General features: G+C 68.7%; 14 protein-coding genes. 5 read left to right on the forward strand and 9 right to left on the reverse strand.

All coding sequences use genetic code 11. The features are described 5' to 3' along the window. Positions 1 to 28 precede the first annotated feature (28 nt). On the forward strand, positions 29 to 5,314 hold the full coding sequence (locus tag ACSFBE_RS11365) for an amino acid adenylation domain-containing protein (RefSeq protein ID WP_435490499.1): 5,286 nt from the start codon (positions 29 to 31) through the stop codon (positions 5,312 to 5,314). Here ACSFBE_RS11365 and ACSFBE_RS11370 read toward each other — a convergent pair. The 3 genes from ACSFBE_RS11370 to ACSFBE_RS11380 all read right to left on the reverse strand — a co-directional run bounded on the left by ACSFBE_RS11370 (position 5,301) and on the right by ACSFBE_RS11380 (position 6,994). After that, positions 5,301 to 5,654, reverse strand: coding sequence for a phage holin family protein (locus ACSFBE_RS11370; RefSeq protein ID WP_435490500.1), 354 nt, complete (start codon positions 5,652 to 5,654; stop codon positions 5,301 to 5,303). The genes ACSFBE_RS11365 and ACSFBE_RS11370 overlap by 14 nt on opposite strands. 89 nt (positions 5,655 to 5,743) lie before the next feature. After that, positions 5,744 to 6,208: a hypothetical protein gene (locus tag ACSFBE_RS11375; RefSeq protein ID WP_435490501.1), complete on the reverse strand. Its 465-nt coding sequence runs from the start codon at positions 6,206 to 6,208 to the stop codon at positions 5,744 to 5,746. Positions 6,209 to 6,256: 48 nt separating this feature from the next. After that, a complete protein-coding gene (locus ACSFBE_RS11380) occupies positions 6,257 to 6,994 on the reverse strand; it encodes a TerC family protein (protein ID WP_435490502.1) in 738 nt (245 codons plus the stop codon). Positions 6,995 to 7,414: 420 nt separating this feature from the next. On the opposite strand from ACSFBE_RS11380, the gene ACSFBE_RS11385 reads away from it, so the two are divergent. Together ACSFBE_RS11385 and ACSFBE_RS11390 are read left to right on the forward strand one after the other, a co-directional pair. Next, a complete protein-coding gene (locus ACSFBE_RS11385; protein WP_435490503.1) occupies positions 7,415 to 7,861 on the forward strand; it encodes a DUF3717 domain-containing protein in 447 nt (148 codons plus the stop codon). 7 nt (positions 7,862 to 7,868) lie between these two features. Further along, positions 7,869 to 8,174: a putative signal transducing protein gene (locus ACSFBE_RS11390; RefSeq protein WP_435490504.1), complete on the forward strand. Its 306-nt coding sequence runs from the start codon at positions 7,869 to 7,871 to the stop codon at positions 8,172 to 8,174. 9 nt (positions 8,175 to 8,183) lie between these two features. On the opposite strand, the gene ACSFBE_RS11395 is transcribed toward ACSFBE_RS11390, so the two are convergent. Genes ACSFBE_RS11395 through ACSFBE_RS11410 form a run of 4 tightly spaced genes read right to left on the reverse strand, consistent with a single transcriptional unit; the run spans position 8,184 to position 12,395 of the window. Continuing rightward, positions 8,184 to 8,744: a YaeQ family protein gene (locus ACSFBE_RS11395; protein ID WP_435490505.1), complete on the reverse strand. Its 561-nt coding sequence runs from the start codon at positions 8,742 to 8,744 to the stop codon at positions 8,184 to 8,186. Further along, the gene (gene purB, locus ACSFBE_RS11400) at positions 8,744 to 10,123 is read right to left on the reverse strand and encodes an adenylosuccinate lyase (RefSeq protein ID WP_435490506.1); all 1,380 of its coding nucleotides are present in this window, start codon (positions 10,121 to 10,123) and stop codon (positions 8,744 to 8,746) included. The genes ACSFBE_RS11395 and purB overlap by 1 nt, the downstream gene beginning before the upstream one ends. A 32-nt stretch (positions 10,124 to 10,155) precedes the next feature. After that, positions 10,156 to 11,229 carry a M48 family metallopeptidase gene (locus ACSFBE_RS11405; RefSeq protein WP_435490507.1) on the reverse strand — a complete coding sequence of 358 codons (1,074 nt, stop codon included), beginning with the start codon at positions 11,227 to 11,229 and terminating at the stop codon, positions 10,156 to 10,158. Further along, on the reverse strand, positions 11,226 to 12,395 hold the full coding sequence (locus ACSFBE_RS11410) for a YjgN family protein (protein ID WP_435490508.1): 1,170 nt from the start codon (positions 12,393 to 12,395) through the stop codon (positions 11,226 to 11,228). Before ACSFBE_RS11410 ends, ACSFBE_RS11405 begins: the two co-directional genes overlap by 4 nt. A gap of 142 nt (positions 12,396 to 12,537) precedes the next feature. Here ACSFBE_RS11410 and ACSFBE_RS11415 point away from each other — a divergent pair, with 142 nt between their 5' ends. Continuing rightward, on the forward strand, positions 12,538 to 13,149 hold the full coding sequence (locus tag ACSFBE_RS11415; RefSeq protein ID WP_435490509.1) for a glutathione S-transferase N-terminal domain-containing protein: 612 nt from the start codon (positions 12,538 to 12,540) through the stop codon (positions 13,147 to 13,149). Positions 13,150 to 13,218: 69 nt separating this feature from the next. Here the strand turns inward: ACSFBE_RS11415 and ACSFBE_RS11420 are convergent, their stop codons facing one another. Further along, entirely contained in the window at positions 13,219 to 16,824 is a 3,606-nt protein-coding gene (locus ACSFBE_RS11420) for an indolepyruvate ferredoxin oxidoreductase family protein (protein WP_435490510.1), read from the reverse strand. A gap of 179 nt (positions 16,825 to 17,003) precedes the next feature. Between ACSFBE_RS11420 and ACSFBE_RS11425 the strand changes: the two genes are divergently transcribed. Further along, positions 17,004 to 17,483 carry an Lrp/AsnC family transcriptional regulator gene (locus tag ACSFBE_RS11425; protein ID WP_435490511.1) on the forward strand — a complete coding sequence of 160 codons (480 nt, stop codon included), beginning with the start codon at positions 17,004 to 17,006 and terminating at the stop codon, positions 17,481 to 17,483. A gap of 65 nt (positions 17,484 to 17,548) precedes the next feature. Here ACSFBE_RS11425 and ACSFBE_RS11430 read toward each other — a convergent pair whose 3' ends face one another. Then, complete coding sequence (locus tag ACSFBE_RS11430) at positions 17,549 to 18,097, reverse strand: flavin reductase family protein (protein WP_435490512.1); 549 nt, start codon at positions 18,095 to 18,097, stop codon at positions 17,549 to 17,551. Between the last annotated feature and the right edge of the window lie 5 nt (positions 18,098 to 18,102).

The raw sequence follows: 18,102 nt of genomic DNA on the forward strand, positions 1-18,102 counted from the left end.
ACTGCGCGTCGGTGGAGTGGCCCGTGCCATGAACCATGATGCAGGTCTCGTGTTCGCCAATTCGCTCTTCGCTGTTTTCGAGGCCGGGTGCGCTGCGCATCCCGAGCGCCCCGCCTATGTCTTCCTGAAGGACGACCTGTCGCCGGGCGAGTCCTTGAGCTACGGCGAGTTGTCGGTCGATTGCCACCGGTTGGCGGTGGGGCTGGCGGCGTTTGCGCGGCCGGGCGAACGTGTGTTGCTGGCGCTGCCCCCGGGCCTGGACTTCGTGCGCGCCTTCTGGGCCTGCATGCTCGCCGGCTGTGTGGCCGTCCCGGTGCCTGCGCCCGATCCGGTGCGCCTGCTGCGCGCCGCGCCGCGGTTGCGCGGCATCCTGGACGATACCGACGCTGCGCTGGTGTGGACCGCCGCCGACCTGCTCGACAGTGCGCGCCGCACGCTCGAGCCCTCCCTGTTCACCGGCGCGCGCTGGGTCTCGACCGCTGATCTCGAGCGGCCGGACGCGCCGTCCCCCTTCACCGGTCGGCTGCCTTTCGTCGCCGGGGACGCACCGGCATACCTGCAATACACCTCCGGCTCGACCTTGGCGCCCCGCGGCGTGCGCATCAGCCACGCCCAGGCCCTGGCCAACGTGCTTGCACTGAACGCCGCCGCGCGGGTCGACGCCCACAGCCGGGTGCTGACCTGGCTGCCCCATTTCCACGACTACGGACTGGTCTGCGGGCTGCTGGCGCCCTTCCATGCCGGTGCCACCAGCTGGCTGATGTCGCCGCTGACCTTCCTGCGCCGGCCGCTGCGCTGGCTGGAGGCCGTCGAGACCCTGGGCGTCACGCACACCGGCGCCCCGATGTCGGCCTATGTCGCTTGCCTGCGGGCGCTCGGCGATGCGCCGCTGATGAGCGACCTGTCGTCACTGGTGTCGCTCAGCTGCGGGGCCGAGCCACTGCGGGCCGAGGCCGTCGAGCGGGTGCTGTCGGTCTTCGGCGCCGCCGGGCTGCGGCCCGAGGCCTTCATGCCGGCCTATGGCCTGGCGGAGACGGTGCTCGGCGTCACGCTGTCCTCGGTCGGCCGGCCGCCGCGGCTGCTGGAACTCGATGCGCGCGCGCTGCAGCAGGACCGCGTTGTACCCGTGACACCCGTGACACCCGCGGCCTCCGCCGCGTCCACGCCTGGCGACGGCGCCGCCGTGACGCGGCTGGTCGGCTGCGGCGTGCCGCTGCCGCACACCACGGTGCGCATCGTCGATCCGTCGACCGGCACACCGTCGACCGGCACACCGTCGGCCGCCATGACCGTGGGCGAGATCTGGGTCCAGTCGCCCAGCGTCGGCCACGGCTATTGGCGCCAGCCCGAACTCTCCGAGGCCGGCTTCGGCGCCCGGCTGGCCGATGGCAGCGGCCCCTTCCTGCGCACCGGCGACCTCGGTTTCCTCGCGCCCGACGGCGAACTCTTCGTCACCGGTCGGCTGAAGGACCTGCTCATCGTCCACGGGGGCAACCACTATCCGCAGGATCTGGAGTGGACGGCCGAGCATGCCCACCCGGCGCTGCGGCGAGGCTACGGTGCGGCGTTCTCCATCGACACGCCCGACGGCGAGGCGTTGGTGCTGACACTCGAAACCGAGCGCCGCACCAGCGAGGACAGCGCCGCCGCGGCCGTGTCGGCCGTGCGCCGCGCCATCGGCGAGGTGCACGGCCTGCCGGTCGACGCGGTGGTGCTGGTGCGCTCCGGCTCGCTGCCCCGCAGCTCGAGCGGCAAGATCCAGCGCAGCGCCTGCCGCCAGCGCTACCTCGACGGCACGCTCGACGTGCAGTTCGCGGTACTGCGCGACGCCGGACTCTCGGGGCCCGACGCTGCCGACGACGATGTCGGCGCGCCGTCGATGCGTGTGATGCCGCGCGATGCGGCGGAGCAGCAGATATGGGCCATCTGGCGCGAGGTGCTCGACACCACCGCCTTCGGTGTGCATGAGAGCTTCTTCGAACTCGGCGGCACCTCGCTGCTGATGACGCAGGTGGCTTCTCGCGTGAGCCAGCAACTTGGGGTCGACCTGCCGCTGGCCGCGCTGTTCGACCACACCAGCGTCGCGGCACTGGCCGACCATGTCGCGCGTCGGATCGCGGACAACGGTGGCGTCGCCCCCGCCCAGGCGGTGGCCATCCCACGCGTGCCGCGGGGCGGGCCGTTGCCGGTCTCGCTGTCGCAGCGCCGCATGTGGGTCATCCAGCAGTTCGACCCGGCCTCCACCGCCTACAACGTCGCCATTTCCCTGCGCGTGCGCGGCGCGCTCGACGTGGGCCTGCTCCAGCGCGCCTTCGACCACATGGTCGAACGCCACGAAAGCCTGCGCACCCGCCTCGTGCTCGAAGGCGCCGAGCCGATGCAGCGCATCGAGCCGTCGGTGCCGGCCACCATCGAGCAGATCGACCTTTCCGGGGCGCTCGACCGCCTCGCCCAGGCGCGCACGCTGCTGGCCGAGCGGCTGGACATGCCCTTCGACCTGGCCCGTGCACCGCTGCACCGCGCGACGCTGCTGCGCTTCGATCCGCGTGACCATGTGCTGCTGTGGGTGATGCACCATGCGATCGCCGACAACTGGTCCTTCGCCGTCCTGATGCGCGAGGCGCTCGCCGTCTACGCCGCCTGGCAGGACGGCCGCGCGCCGGCGCTCGACCCGGTCCCCGTCGAGTACGCCGACTACGCCGCCTGGCAGCGCAGCCCCGCGTCCGTGGCGCATCGCCGGCCACAGATGGACTACTGGCATCAGCGACTGGCCGGCCTGGCGCCGCTCGATCTGCCGGCCGACTTCGCGCGGCCGCTGCGCCCGAGCTTCCGCGGCGGCCGCGCGTCGGCCACGCTGCCGGTCAGCCTGCGCGCGGCCCTGCGCCGCTACGGCACGCAGACCTCGGTCACGCCCTTCGTCGTGCTCCTTGCGGCCTTCAAGCTGATGCTGGCGCGCCAGGCGCGCGCCACCGACATCGCGGTGGGCACGCCGGTGGCCAACCGCCATCGCTTCGCGGCCGAACACCTGGTCGGCACGCTGGTCAACACCCTGGTCATGCGCACCGACCTCGCCGGCGACCCGACCTTCGACGCGCTGGTGCAGCGCGTTCGCGAGACCGCCGTCGAGGCCTATGCGCACCAGGAGGCGCCCTTCGACGAGTTGGTCGAATCGCTCGGCCACGACCGCTCGGTCCATCCGGAGGGCCTGGTGCGGGTTCTGTTCAACGTGCTGAACGCACCGCTCGGCCGCCTGGACCATGCCGGGCTCGAGGTGGAGGAATTCCCCTTCGAGCGGGCGACGGCGCAGTTCGACCTGTCGGTGCACATCGACACCGAATTCACGCACCGGGTGCACTTCGAGTATTCGACCGACCTGTATGCGCATGCGACGGTCGAGCGCATGCTGGAGAACTACCTCGCGCTGCTCGAGCGGTTGCTGGCCAAGCCTTCGGTGCCGCTGTCGCAGGTGCCGCTGGTGGCTCCGGCGCAGCTCGCTGCGCTGCGCGACGGCTGGAATGCCACCCGGCGCCCGCTGCCCGCCGAGCAGACGGTGCATCGTTACCTGGCCAGCGCCCGCACCGTCGACCCCGATGCCGTGGCATTGGTCGAGGCGCAGGGCGGCACGCTGGCCTACGCCGAGCTCGAAGCGCGCTCCAACGCGCTCGCCCGCACGCTGCGCCAGCGCGGCATCGGCCGCGGCCACCGGGTGGGGCTGGGTGTGGCGCGCGACGCCGGGCTGCTCGTGGCGCTGCTGGCGGTGCTGAAGTCCGGCGCCGCCTATGTGCCGCTGGACCCCGGTTTCCCGGAAGAGCGCCTGCGCTTCATGGTGGAAGACGCCGGCCTCTCGGCGCTCATCACGCGCGGTGTGCCGGCGGACTGGCTCGCCTCGGCCGACCTGCCGGTGCTCGCGATCGATGGCGACCTGGCCTGCGCGCCGGGGCAGGGCGAGCCGCTCGCGCCCGATGCGCAGCACGATGCCGGGCCGCTCGATCCCGCCTACGTCATCTACACCTCCGGTTCCACCGGCCGCCCCAAGGGCGTGGTGGTGCCACACCGGGCGGTGGTCAACTTTCTGGCCAGCATGGCGCGCGAACCGGGGCTGGACGCCGACGCCCGCCTGGTGGCCGTCACCACGCTGTCCTTCGACATCGCGGTGCTCGAACTCCTGCTGCCCCTGGCCGTCGGCGCGCGCGTGGTGCTGGCCGATGCGACGCAGGTGCACGACCCGCATGCGTTGCGCGCGCTCATCGCACGCGAGGGCGGCAACGTGATGCAGGCGACGCCGACGCTCTGGCGCATGCTGCTCGACGCGGGTTGGCGCCGGCCCGACGCGCTGCCGCATTTCAAGGCGCTGATCGGCGGCGAAGCGCTGCCGGCGGCGCTGGCCGAGCGGCTGCTCGACAGCGGCGTCGAGCTCTGGAACATGTACGGGCCGACCGAAACCACCGTCTGGTCGACGCTCTGGCGCGTCCACGCGCCGCGCGATGGCATCGCGATCGGCCGGCCCATCGACAACACCGACATCCAGGTGCGCGACGCCGACGGACAGCTGTGCCCGATGGGCGTGCCCGGCGAACTGTGCATCGGTGGTGCCGGCGTCACCCTGGGCTACCACCAGCGCGACGAACTCACTGCCGACCGCTTCCCGCCCGACCTCGACAGCGACACCCCGGGCGCGCGCTACTACCGCACCGGCGACCTCGGTCGCTGGCGTCACGATGGCTGGCTGGAACACCTGGGCCGGCTGGACCGCCAGGTCAAGCTGCGCGGGCTGCGCATCGAGTTGGGCGAGATCGAGGCCGCCCTGCGCGACCATCCGGCGGTCGCCGAGACGGTGGTCGCCACGCATGCGCAGCGCGAGGACGATGTGCGCTTGGTGGCCTACGTGGTGCCGCGCGGCGCGCCGGCGCCGGACCCTGGCGCGCTGCGCGATCACCTGCGCACCCGCCTGCCCGAGTACATGCTGCCGCAGCACGTGGTGCTGCTGGATGCCTTGCCGCTGCTGCCCAACGGCAAGATCGACCGCAATGCCCTGCCGGCGCCGCAGGTCGAGGTGCGTGCGGCGGCCCGCGCGAGCCGCGCCGCGCCGACCACGCCGGCCGAGCGCGCCATCGCGGCGGTCTGGTGCGAACTGCTGGGCGTCGACCAGGTCGACCTGCGCGACAACTTCTTCGACCTGGGCGGCCATTCCTTGCTCGCGATGCGGGCGGTGGTCGCCATCCGCGAGCAATGCGGCTGGGAGATCCAGCCGCCGCGCTTCGTCTACGAAACGCTCGGGCAACTCGCCCGCGAGGAAAACCTCAGCGCTTCGTGAAGCCGCCGAGCGCGGCCTCGATCAGCAGGCGCAGCAGCGAATAGATCAGCGAGCCGATCAGCGCTGCCACGAAGCCCTTCACCACGAAGCCATCGAGCAAGCCCGAGGCGGCCCAGAACATCAGCGCGTTGATGACGAACAGGAAGAGGCCGAAGGTGACGATGGTGACTGGCAGCGTCAGCACCACCAGCACCGGCCGCACGACCATGTTGAGCAGGCCGATCACCGCGGCGGCGATCAGCGCCGAGGTGAAGCTGCTCACCTGTACGCCGCTGCTGTAGAGATAGGTCACGGCAAGCAGTGCCACCGCGCTGAGGAGCCATCGGATGAGAAGTCGCATGGCGGGCAGGATACCGCAGCGCCGCGTGGCGACGCGTCCCAAAAAGAAAGGCCGCCCGGAGGCGGCCGTGTCGGCAGTGGCGCGGGCGCTTATTCGGCCAGCTCGTTCGCCAGCACCAGCAGCGCGCCGAGCCCCAGGGTCGCACCTGGCAGGGCCCAGCCGCTGTGGCCGGCCGGCTTCTGGTCGGGCGACACCGGCTCCATGTCGACGCCCAGCTTCGGGCGCCGTGCGTCGATCACGCGGGCCGCACCGTGCTCCAGCTTCAGGCGCTGCGTCAGATCGGTCAGCGCGCCTTGCGCCAGCACCGGCGTGACGGCATCGCCTGAGCGCTGCAGCAGTGGCAGCACCTGCTCCTGGGTCTTGGCGAACCACTTGCCGCGCCAGTTCTCGCGCGCGCTGTGGCTCACCCACTTGCTGATGCGGTGCGTCATGCGCGGTGCGCAGGCCACCAGCACCCAGTGCTTGGCGCCGTCGCCCAACGTCCCGGCCGGCGCCCTGGCGAGAAACTCGCGGGCGTAGGCCGCGTCGTCGACGTACAGAATGATCTTTTCCACGATGCGCTCCTTTAGGTAGTTAGAGTGGCAGAGACTTCGGTCGGGAGATCAGATGGTTGCCGTATCGTGCGCCTTCGGACGGCGCGAAGCAACCCACTTGCCGATGGCCAGCACCAGCAGCGCGCCGGCAATGCCCGCGGCGTACTTGATGACGTCGGTCTGCGGAATCTTCGGCACCCAGGTCCAGGCGTCGAGGCGCACCACGGCGGGGTCGGAAATCAGCATCGTGCCGGCGATCCAGCCCAGCAGCATGCCGCCCAGCGTGATGATGAACGGGAAGCGGTCCATCAGCTTGATGACCAGCTGGCTGCCCCAGACGATGATCGGAATGCTCACCAGCAGGCCGAAGATCACCAGCGGCATCTGATGGCCGTCGCCGGCGCCCTGTGCGGCACCCGCGATGGCAATCACGTTGTCCACGCTCATCACCAGGTCGGCGACGATCACGGTCTTCACGGCGGCCCACAGCTTGTCGCTGCCGGCGATGTTGCCGTGCGCGTCGTCATGGTCGGGCGCCAGCAGCTTCACGCCGATCCACAGCAGCAGAATTGCGCCGACGATCTTCAGGAACGGAATGGCCAGCAGCGTGAGCGCGAAGAAGATCAGGATCACGCGCAGGATGATGGCGCCGGCCGTTCCCCACAGAATGCCCTTGGTGCGCTGGGCCGGCGGCAGCTTGCGGCAGGCCAGCGCGATGACGACGGCGTTGTCGCCGCCCAAAAGAATGTCGATCATGATGATCTGACCGACCGCGACCCAGAATTCCGGGGTCATAAAAGCTTCCATGGCGTCCTCTGTGCGTTTTTCGATGTGGGCGCGCGGACCGGATCGAAGCAGCTGAATGGGGCCGGTGGAGGCCCCGGTCCGTGCAATCGCTTCGATCAAACCTGCGCAGGTTCAAATCGAAGGTCTTGCTCGGCAACGCGCATGGCGGTGCCCGACAGGCCGGAAGTGTTGTGCTTCGTATTGACGACCTGGCGATACCCGCGGCGTGGACCGCGAGCGGGAGCTACTCCCCTTCGTGCGCGGATTAGAGCATCCGGCGCGCAGGGCTGGCAACCGGTGGCTGACCTTCGTCGGAAGAAACGCTCCCGCGGGCCCCGCCACTGCTCGCGAGCTTGCTCTTGTATCCGTAGCGCTTCATATCCTTGAACCAGGGCGGGACTTTGCCGCACTATGATGCCGCTCCGCAATTTTTCCTGATCCATGGCCGCCATCCACATCACCGACATCGAGGCCGCCATCAACCACTGGCGCGAGAAGAAGCCGTCGCCCGACGGCATCACGCTGGCGCCCGAATTGCGCGCGCTGGCCGAGGTCTACGCGCTGATGGTCTTCCACCACGAAGACGAGGCCGACGAGGTCGGCTTTCCGGCCGAGGCGTGGGCGGCCTGGATGGCGTGGTACGAAACCACCATCGATACGCCCTGCATCGCCATCTGCTCGACCAGCCAGGGCGACGACGAATGCAAGGGCTGCGGCCGCAGCTTCGACGAGGTGCAGCATTGGCCGGCCTTGACCCCGGCCGAGAAACGCCAGACCTGGCGCCGCATCACGATGGAAGACCGTGCCTGGCGCTTCAACACCTATGCCGAGCGGGCGCGCGAGGCCCGGCCGCCGTCGCCGCCAACCGACGACAACGCGTCGAACTGAGACCGGGATGCGTCGACTCGCCCAGGCTCCCAACCTCGCGATCGCCACGCTCTGGGTGCATGCGCTGCTGGAGGAAGGCATCGCTGCGTCGGTGCAGCGCGAATTTCTCGGCGCCGCGGTCGGCCAGCTGCCACCGGACCAGTGCCTGCCCGAGATCTGGGTCGAGGACGATGCGCAGTTCTCGCAGGCCCAGGCCGCGCTGCGCGACCTGCAACACCGGCCGCAGCGGCGATGGCACTGCGGCTGCGGGGAACTGGTCGAAGGCGGCTTCGAGCAGTGCTGGCAATGCGGCGCGATGATGCCCGCTGCCTGAGCCGAAGACTTACTTGAGCCGCTGAAGCTCGATGTCGATGCTGTTCTTGCCGTCGCCCAGCATCAGCGCGTTTTCCTGGATCGTCGCCTGCAGCTGCATGCTGCGCTGCGCCAGGGCAGCGACCGCCTGCGAGGTCTCGCTCGGGATGCGCCACACCGACAGGTTCTGCAGCCGCACCAGCTTGTTCTCGATGCCCTTCCACCAGATGCCGGCGGCGTGGCTGAAGCAGTAGAGCAGCACCTCGTCGGCCTTGCCGCAGGCCTTCAGCAGCGGCTTGTCCTCGGGCTGGCCGACCTCGATCCAGACGCGCGTGCGGCCGGTGAAGTCGCGCAGCGACACGTCGGGGTCCTCCGGGTTCGACAGCCCGGCACCGAAGCCCAGCACGCCGTCGCCGTGGCACACGCTGTCGAGCTTGTGGGCATTGAGCGCCAGCGCGATCAGCCGCACCATCATGCGTTCGTCGTTCTCGCTCGGATGGCGGGCCAGCGTGAGCGCATGGTCGGCGTAGTAGTTGTGGTCGATGTCGGCGACCGCGAGGTTCGCCTTGAAGATGGTGGATTTGAGGGCCATCAGGCGCGTTTCGCGAGTTCGGCCGCCTTGCCGATGTAGCTGGCGGGCGTCATCGCGAGCAGGCGTTCCTTCTCGGCTTCCGGAATCTCCAGCGAGCGGATCAGGCCGTGCAGCGCCTCGGCCGTCACGGTCTTGCCGCGCGTCACGTCCTTCAATTGCTCGTAGGCGCCCTGCACGCCGAAACGGCGCATCACGGTCTGGATCGGTTCGGCCAGCACTTCCCACGAGGCGTCGAGGTCGGCCGCGATGGCTTCCTCGTTGATTTCCAGCTTGCCCAGGCCGGTCATGAGGCTCGCGTACGACAGCGTCGCGTAGCCGAAGGCCACGCCGATGTTGCGCAGCACGGTGCTGTCGGTCAGGTCGCGCTGCCAGCGGCTGATGGGCAGCTTCTCGCTCAGGTGGCGCAGCAATGCGTTGGCCAGGCCCAGGTTGCCTTCGGCGTTCTCGAAGTCGATCGGGTTGACCTTGTGCGGCATGGTCGACGAGCCGATCTCGCCCTTCTTCAGGCGCTGCTTGAAGTAGCCGAGGCTCACATAGCCCCAGATGTCGCGCGAGAAGTCGATGAGGATGGTGTCGGCGCGCGCGACGGCGTCGAACAGCTCGGCCATGTAGTCGTGCGGCTCGATCTGGATGCTGTAGGGCTGGAAGGCGAGGCCCAGGCCCAGCGGGGCCGGCGTTTCGACGACCTTGCGGCTGAAGCTTTCCCAGTCGAAGTCGGGCCAGGCGGCCAGGTGGGCGTTGTAGTTGCCCACGGCGCCGTTCATCTTGCCCAGCAGTTGCACGCCGGCGATCTGTTCGCGCGCCTTGGCCAGGCGCACCGCGACGTTGGCGATTTCCTTGCCGACGGTGGTCGGGCTGGCGGTCTGGCCGTGGGTGCGCGACAGCATCGACACGTCGGCGAACTGGTGCGCCATCTCGCGCAGCTTGGCAACGATGCCGTCGAGCGCGGGCAGCAGCACCTTGTCGCGCGCAGCCTGGATCTGCAGCGCGTGGCTGGTGTTGTTGATGTCTTCGCTGGTGCAGGCGAAGTGCACGAACTCGGCGGCGGCCAGCAGCTCGGGCCGGGCCTCGAACTTCGACTTGACCCAGTACTCGACGGCCTTCACGTCGTGGTTGGTGGTCTTCTCGATCTCCTTGATCGCGACCGCATCGGCCTCGGCGAAGTTGGCGACCAGGCCCATCAGGTACTTGCGGGCGCCGGGGGTCAGCGGCTTGAACTCGGCGAAGCCGCAGTCGGACAGCGCGATGAACCACGCCACCTCGACCTGCACGCGCCGGTGCATGTAGCCCTGCTCGCTCATCAGGGGGCGCAGCGCGGCCAGCTTGGCGGCGTAGCGGCCGTCGAGGGGGGAAAGGGCGGAAACGGTGGAGAAGCTCATGGGGCGAATTTTAGGCGTCGCCCCGCCCGCACCTATTCGGCCGCCGCCTTGAAGAAGGCGATGCGCTCCGCCGTCGCCGGGTGCGTCGCGAAGGCCAGGCCGATGGCGCTGTCGTTCTGGCCGCCGCGCGCCTGTTCGCCGCGCCAGCGTTCGATGGCTTCGAAGAAGCCCGCCATCACGCGCGGCGAGATGCCGGCGGCGCGCATCAGGCGCACCGATTCCTCGTCGGCCTCGCGCTCGGCGTCGCGCGAATAGCCCAGCGTGGCCAGCACCACCGGCGCCGTGCCGATCAGCGTGCCGAAGTCGCCGAAGGCGATCGACACTGCGAAGCCGACGGCCGAGGCCTGCACCAGCTGGCGCATCGTGTGGCGCAGCCGCACATGGCCGAACTCGTGGCCCAGTACGCCCAGGACCGCGTTCTCGTCGCCCGGCAGCAGCTGCACCAGCGCGTCGGTGAGGACGATGGTGCCGCCCGGCAGCGCCAGTGCGTTCGGCCCGAGCTTGTCGTCGCGGCCCTGGCGGAACTGCAGGTTCCACGGGGGTGCGCCCTCGGGGTGCGCACCGGCGACCATCCGCGTGAAGGCACGGCGGATGCGGTCCTGCGTGTCCGCCGGCAAGGCGCTGGGGCGCAGCATCGAATCGTCGAGCGACGCCAGCGCCTGCGCGCCGATGACCGCGTCGACCCGCTGCGGCACCAGCGCCGTCACGCCGCGCGCGATCCAGGGCAGCCCCCACTGGTACACGGCCGCGGTGGCGGCGAGCAACAGCAGCAGCGCGACGGCGACGCCCCGCCAGCTCTGCTGGGCGCGCACGACGTGGCTCTCGCGCCCGGGCAGGGCGTGGGCGCACCAGTCGTCCCAGCCGGGCACATCGAGCGCCTGCACGCTGGCGCCGCCGGGAAGCGACGCGAGCCGCCCGCCGTGCCGGGTGCGCTCCGGCCACCGGACCTGCGCGATCGGCACGGCGAGCGCCTCGAACGTCGCCGGCGCGGTGGCGGCGGGCGTGAGGTACAGCTGGCCGTCGGCCACGCGCAGGCGGGCGGCGCGCGGCCGGCTGCTGCGGCCGTCGAAATAGCGCACGTCGAGCGTGTCGGTCACCGGGCTCACATCCCGATGTCCAGGCCGAACAGGTCGGCCGCCATGTCGCCGGCGGCGCTCGGGTCTTCTTCGCCCGCCGCGCGGCTGAGTTCGTCGAGCGGGGTGCGCGTCTCCAGCGTCACCGCCTCGAGCTGGGCGCGCCGCGTGCCGATCACGGCGAAGGGCCAGTACAGGCCGAGCGTCAGGAAGATCAGCAGGTAGTTCTTCAGCTGCAGGCCGAGGAAGGGGCCGAGCTTCAGGCGGCTGTCGAAACGCAGCACCTCGTTGCCGGTGGTCGACCACAGGAGGTTCTGCAGCCGCACCTGCAGATAGGACTTGGGCAGGATGTTGAACAGCAGCACCCCGCCGATCGCGAAGATCGCCAGCATCGCGACGATGGCGGCCCCCATGCCGGGGCTTTTGCGGCCGATCACGCCCATGCCGGCCAGCACGCCAACCCCCACGCCCGCGAGCACCATGACCGCCAGCGTCAGTCCGATCAACTTGATGAACACGCCGTAGATCACGCCGACGTCGGCATCGAGCCGCGTCTGCAGGCCGCCATAGGCGTAGTGGCCGTGCTGGTAGCGCCGCAGCTTCCAGAGGAAGAAGGGCAGGCCGACAACGAAGGCCAGCATGCACAGGCCCATCAGCCCGGTGGCCGCGGGCGAGGGGGCGGCGGGCTTGCCGCCCTCGCCGCTGCCGACCGTGAGCCCGACCACGGCGAAGGGCAGCAGGGCCAGGGCCAGCGGCGGCAGCATCGCGCCGTAAGCCCCGGCCGTGTCGCCGGTGAAGCGGAAGCGCAGCCCGCGCCAGCTGGTGTTCGCCAGCCGGAAGCGCATCGACGCCCGGAACAGCACCGGCCAGAGGCCGACGAAGGCCAGCGCCGCCAGCAGCGCGGCCCAGCCGGAAAAATGGCTGCCGACCGAATAGACGATCAGGAAGGCGGCGGCGATCAGCGTGCCGCGCAGCATCTTCCCCGGCTCGCCGTGGAAGCCCAGCGCGTCGCCGTCGATCCAGGTGTTGGCGTGGAAGTACTGCAACTTCCGCACCTTGGCCCAGGGCAGGTAGAGCCCCAGGGTGACGACGATGAGCAGCAGGTTCACGATCCAGATACGGAAGTACTCGCTGCCGCTGGCGGTGAAGCCGATCGGATGGCGTTCGGGAGCCTGCCCCGCGGCGGTATCGATGTCCATGGTCGCGCCTCTTCCCTCGTTGGTGATGCACCACGATTCTGCATGCCGTCGCCACGCCGCATCCGGCGCCGCGGTGTTCCCCGGGGGCTGCACACTAGAATCAAAGCGCTAAAACGAGTCCCAGAGGGAAGAGAGAAGCCGAATGAAACTGATTGGATCCAACGCCAGCCCGTACGTGCGCAAGGTCCGCGTCGTCATGGCCGAAAAGCGGCTCGACTATCAGTTCGTCCAGGAAGACGTCTGGGCGGCCGACACCACCATCGCCAGTTCCAACCCGCTCGGCAAGGTGCCCTGTCTGGTCATGGAAGGCGGCGAGGCGATGTTCGACTCGCGCGTCATCGTCGAATACCTCGACACCCTGTCGCCGGTCGGCAAGCTGATTCCGCAACAGGGCCGCGAACGCGCCGAGGTCAAGACCTGGGAAGCGCTGGCCGATGGCGTGATGGACGCCGGCGTGCTGTGCCGCCTCGAAGCGACCTGGGCCGGCCGCGGCGACGCTGAACGCAGCCCCGCCTGGATGGACCGCCAGCGCGCCAAGATGACCAACGGCATTGCCGCCATGGCCAAAGGCCTGGCCGACAAGCCCTTCTGCAGCGGCATCCACCTGAGCCTGTCGGACATCGCGGTCGGCTGCGCGCTGGGCTGGGTCGAATTTCGCTTCCCGGACATCGATTGGCGCACCCCGTACAGCAACCTGGCCAAGCTGCAGGACAAGCTGATGCTGCGCCCGAGCTTCGCGGACACCAAGCCCTGAAGACGTCGTCGCGTTGGGCCTAAAACGAAAAAAGCGCCGTGAGGCGCTTTTTTCATGGGCGGGAGCAACTCAGGCGGCTGCGCGTTCCGTCGACGGGTTGCGCCACTTCGCCATCAATTCGGTCCAGCGCGTGCGCGCCGCCGCCAGGTTGCGATCCTTCACGTGGCCGTAGCCACGGATCTGCTCCGGCAACGTGGCGATCTCCAGCGCTGTCGCATGGTTCGCGGCGCTGAGGCCGGTGATCACTTCCTCGATGCTCGCGCGGTACTCGCCGATCAGTGCGCGCTCGGTCTTGCGCTCCTCGGTGCGGCCGAAAATATCGAGCGCAGTGCCGCGCAGGCCCTTCAGCTTCGCCAACACCTTGAAGCCCGTCAGCATGCCGGGGCCGAACTTCTGCTTCTGCAACTGGCCGCGGCTGTTCTTCTTGGCGATCAGCGGCGGCGCGAGGTGGTAGTTGAGCTTGAAGTCGCCTTCGAACATGCCCTCGACGCGGTCGAGGAACGCGCGGTCGGTGTGCAGGCGCGCGACCTCGTACTCGTCCTTGTACGCCATCAGCTTGAACAGGTAGCGGGCCACCGATTCAGTCAGCGTCGTCTTGCCGACCGCAGCCGTCTCGGCCTGCTGCACCTTGGCGACGAAGGCCTGGTACTGCGCGGCATAGGCGGCGTTCTGGTAGCCGGCGAGGAACTCGACGCGGCGTGCCACCAGCGCATCGACCGTCTCGCGCTTCTTGAAGGCGATCACCTGGCCGGGCGACACCAGCTTCTGCACCGACGCAAGATCGTGCGCCGCGCGCCGGCCCCATTCGAAGGCCGTCTTGTTGTTGTCGATTGCGACGTTGTTGAGCTCGATCGCGCGCATCAGCGACGCGTAGTCCAGCGGCACCCAGCCCTTCTGCCAGGCGTAGCCCAGCAGCATCGGGTTGGCGTAGAGGCTGTCGCCCATCAGTGACACGGCGGTCGCATCGGCGTCGAAACTGCCGAGGCCGTCGACGCCGACGATGCGCGCGATCTGGTTGGCGCAATCGTCCTGGGGGTTCACCCAGTTGGCGTTGCGCACGAAGGCCGCCGTCGGCGTGCTGTGGCTGTTGAGCGCTACGTGCGTGCGCCCTTCGCGCATGCGCGCCAGCGTCTCGGCGTTCACCGCCACCAGCGGGTCGGCCGCGAGGATCAGGTCGGCTGCAGCAGTGCCCACGCGCGTCGTGCGAATCGCCTCCTGCGTGTCGCCGATCAGCGCATGGCTCCAGGTGGCGCCGCCCTTTTGTGCAAGCCCGGCGGCATCCTGCGTGACGATGCCCTTGCCTTCGATGTGCGCCGCCATGCCGAGCAGCTGGCCGATGGTGATCACGCCCGTGCCGCCGACACCGGCGACCACGATGCCCCACACCTGATCGCGTGCGAGTTGCGGCACGGCCGGCTCGGGCATCGCGCCCATCTCGAACGGCGAGTTCGCCTTGGCCTTCGACTTCTTCTTGAGCGCACCGCCTTCGACCGTGACGAAGCTCGGGCAGAAGCCCTTGAGGCAGCTCATGTCCTTGTTGCAGGTGCTCTGGTTGATGGTGCGCTTGCGGCCGAACTCGGTCTCCAGCGGCTCCACCGAGAGGCAGTTGCTCTGCACGCTGCAGTCGCCGCAGCCTTCGCACACGAGCTCGTTGATGACGACGCGCTTGGCCGGGTCGACAGCCGTGCCGCGCTTGCGGCGGCGGCGCTTCTCGGTCGCGCAGGTCTGGTCGTAGATGATGGCCGTGGTGCCCTTGATCTCGCGGAATTCGCGCTGGATGTCGTCGAGCAGGTCGCGGTGCTTCACCTCCGGATCGCCGGCCACCTTCACGCCGTCGTACTTCTCGGGTTCGTCGGTGACGATCACGACCTTCATCGTTCCTTCGGCCAGCAGGCTCTGCGCGATCTGCAGCACCGAATGGCCTTCAGGCCGTTCGCCGACCTGCTGGCCGCCGGTCATGGCGACCGCGTCGTTGTAGAGGATCTTGTAGGTGATGTTCACGCCCGCCGCGATGCTCTGGCGGATGGCGAGCAGGCCGCTGTGGAAGTAGGTGCCGTCGCCCAGGTTGGCGAAGATGTGCTGGTCGGTCGTGAAGGGCTGCTGCCCCACCCACGGCACGCCCTCGCCGCCCATCTGCGTGAAGCCGATGGTGCTGCGGTCCATCCAGGTCGCCATGAAGTGGCAGCCGATGCCGCCCATCGCGCGCGAGCCCTCGGGCACCACGGTGCTGGTGTTGTGCGGGCAACCCGAGCAGAACCAGGGCTGGCGGTCGGCGCCCTGGACCCCATCGAGCTTGATGACCTCCATGGAGCGCTCTTTCGCTTCAAGGATGGCGAGCTGTGCGTCGATGCGCGCGCGCATGTCGGCGCCGACCTGGTCGAGCAGCCCGGTCTTCTTCAGGCGTTGCGCGATGGCCTTGGCGATCAGCGCGGGGTTCAGGTCGGCGTTGGCGCGCAGCAGCGTGTGCGCGGTCGGGTTGGGCATCGACCATTCGCCGCCGGAGTAGCCGTCGTCGCTGGCACCGGCGCCCTCGTCGAACTTGCCGACCACGTTGGGCCGCACGTCGGAACGCCAGTTGTAGAGCTCTTCCTTGAGCTGGTATTCGATGACCTGGCGCTTCTCCTCGACCACCAGGATTTCCTGCAGGCCGGTCGCGAAGTCACGCGTGAGCTGCGCCTCCAGCGGCCACACCACGCCGACCTTGTGCAGCCGGATGCCGATCTGCCGGCAGGCCGCGTCGTCCAGGCCCAGGTCGATCAGCGCCTGGCGCGTGTCGTTGAAGGCCTTGCCGCTGGCCATGATGCCGAAGCGATCGTTCGGCCCTTCGATCACGTTGTGGTTGAGCTTGTTGGCGCGGATGTACGCGAGCGCCGCGTACCACTTGTAGTGCATCAGCCGCGCTTCCTGCTCCAGTGCGTGGTCGGGCCAGCGGATGTGCAGGCCGCCGGGCGGCATCTCGAAGTCGGTGGGGATGACGATGTCGACGCGCTCGGGGTCGATCATCGCGGTGGCGCTGGATTCGACGATCTCCTGGATCGTCTTCATGCCCGACCACACGCCCGAGAAGCGACTCATCGCGAAGGCGTGGATGCCCAGGTCGAGAATTTCCTGCACGTTCGTCGGGAAGAACACCGGCGTGCCGCAGGCCTTGAAGATGTGGTCGCTCTGGTGCGCAGCGGTCGAGCTCTTGGAGATGTGGTCGTCGCCCGCCACCGCAATGACGCCGCCGAACTCGGTGGTGCCCGCCATGTTGGCGTGCTTGAACACGTCGGAACAGCGGTCCACGCCCGGGCCCTTGCCGTACCAGATGCCGAAGACGCCATCGAACTTGTTGGTGCCCTTGGGCGAGAAGCCCAGCTGCTGCGTGCCCCACAGCGCGGTGGCCGCGAGCTCTTCGTTCACGCCCGGCTGGAACACGATGTTCTGCGCCTTGAGGTACTTGCTGGCCTTCCACAGCGCCTGGTCGTAGCCGCCGAGCGGCGAGCCGCGGTAGCCGCTGATGAAGCCGGCGGTGTTCTTGCCGTTTTGCGCATCGCGCAGGCGCTGCAGCATCGGCAGCTTCACCAGGGCCTGAACGCCCGACATGAAGGCGCGACCGTAGTCGAGCGAGTACTTGTCGTCGAGCGTGACCGTCTCGAGGGCCTTGCGGATGTGCTCGGGCAGGGGGGCGTTCATCGTCTGTGTCTCCGGTTTGGCGTGGCCTTGTGGGCGTGGCTGGGCGGCATGGGCGCCCGACGGGGTGCGGTGCCTTCATGATGCTCCGGAAAGTGTATTTGCGGGTGCCGGACAGGTGCTTTCAGATATCGCCAGGGAAACCCTAGTTTTTGGAAGATTCTTTCTTAGAATGGATCTTCATGGAAAGCCTTGATAAGTTCGACCTCGCCATCCTGAAAGAACTCCAGACCGATGGCCGCCTGACCAACGCCGAACTGGCCCAGCGCGTGGGCCTGTCAGCCGCGCCCTGCTGGCGCCGTGTGCGCGCGCTGGAAGAGTCCGGCTTCATCAAGGGCTACTACGCCGAGATCGACCGCCGCAAGATCGGCCTGGGCGTGCTCGCCTTCGTGCGCCTCGACACCGAACGCGCCAACAGCGAGGTCACGAAGAAGATCGAGGAAGCGATCCGCAAGCTGCCCGAAGTCATCGCCTGCCACTACATCAGCGGCACCGGCATGTTCGAACTGCAGGTGGTGGCCGAAGACCTCGACGCCTTCTCGCGCTTCGCCCTCAATAGCCTGATGCACCTGCCCAACGTGAAGGACCTGCACACCAGCTTCTCGCTGGGGGAGGTGAAGGCGAGCCATGCGCTGCCGTTGGGGCATCTGACGGTGAAGTGACTTGATCGAGCGGGCGTTCTTGCGGCTTCGACGTTGCAATGAGCGCCAACGGCAGGTCGTTCGATTTAATTTCCAGGCTGCGCTAAGGTTTCCGCGAGTTCCCACAGTGATCCCATCTGCCCCGAGTGGAACAGCAAGGGAGGCACGTCCGTGCGCGAGAAGCGATCCACCCGACCCAAAATGATCGTGTGATCGCCTTCCCGGTGACGCGAATACGTGGCGCATTCGAATGTCGCCACGCTTTCGATCAAACGCGGGCATCCGTGGGTCCCGCGTTCGAAAGCCTGCTCGAACCGCTCGAACTTGTCTGCAGCGGGCTTGGCGAAATGCCACGCAAGATCGCGCTGGCCTGCGGTCAGCACGCTGAGGCTGAAAGGGCGTGCCGACAGGAAGGCGTCCGCGCTGCGGGCGTCGTCGCGGATGCTCCAGAGGATCAATGGCGGGTCCAGCGACACCGAGGCGAACGAGTTGATCGTCATGCCTTCGCGTTTTCCATCGGGCATCGTGGTAGTCACGAGGCACACCCCCGTGGGAAAGGCGCCGAGCGCCTGGCGCAGCTGGCGCGCGTCGACCGTGTCGGTGGCGTCGCCAGTGATGAGAGCCCAGGAGTACATGAAAC

It is taken from the genome of Variovorax sucrosi (assembly GCF_051216635.1).
In the GTDB taxonomy this organism is placed as follows: domain Bacteria; phylum Pseudomonadota; class Gammaproteobacteria; order Burkholderiales; family Burkholderiaceae_C; genus Variovorax.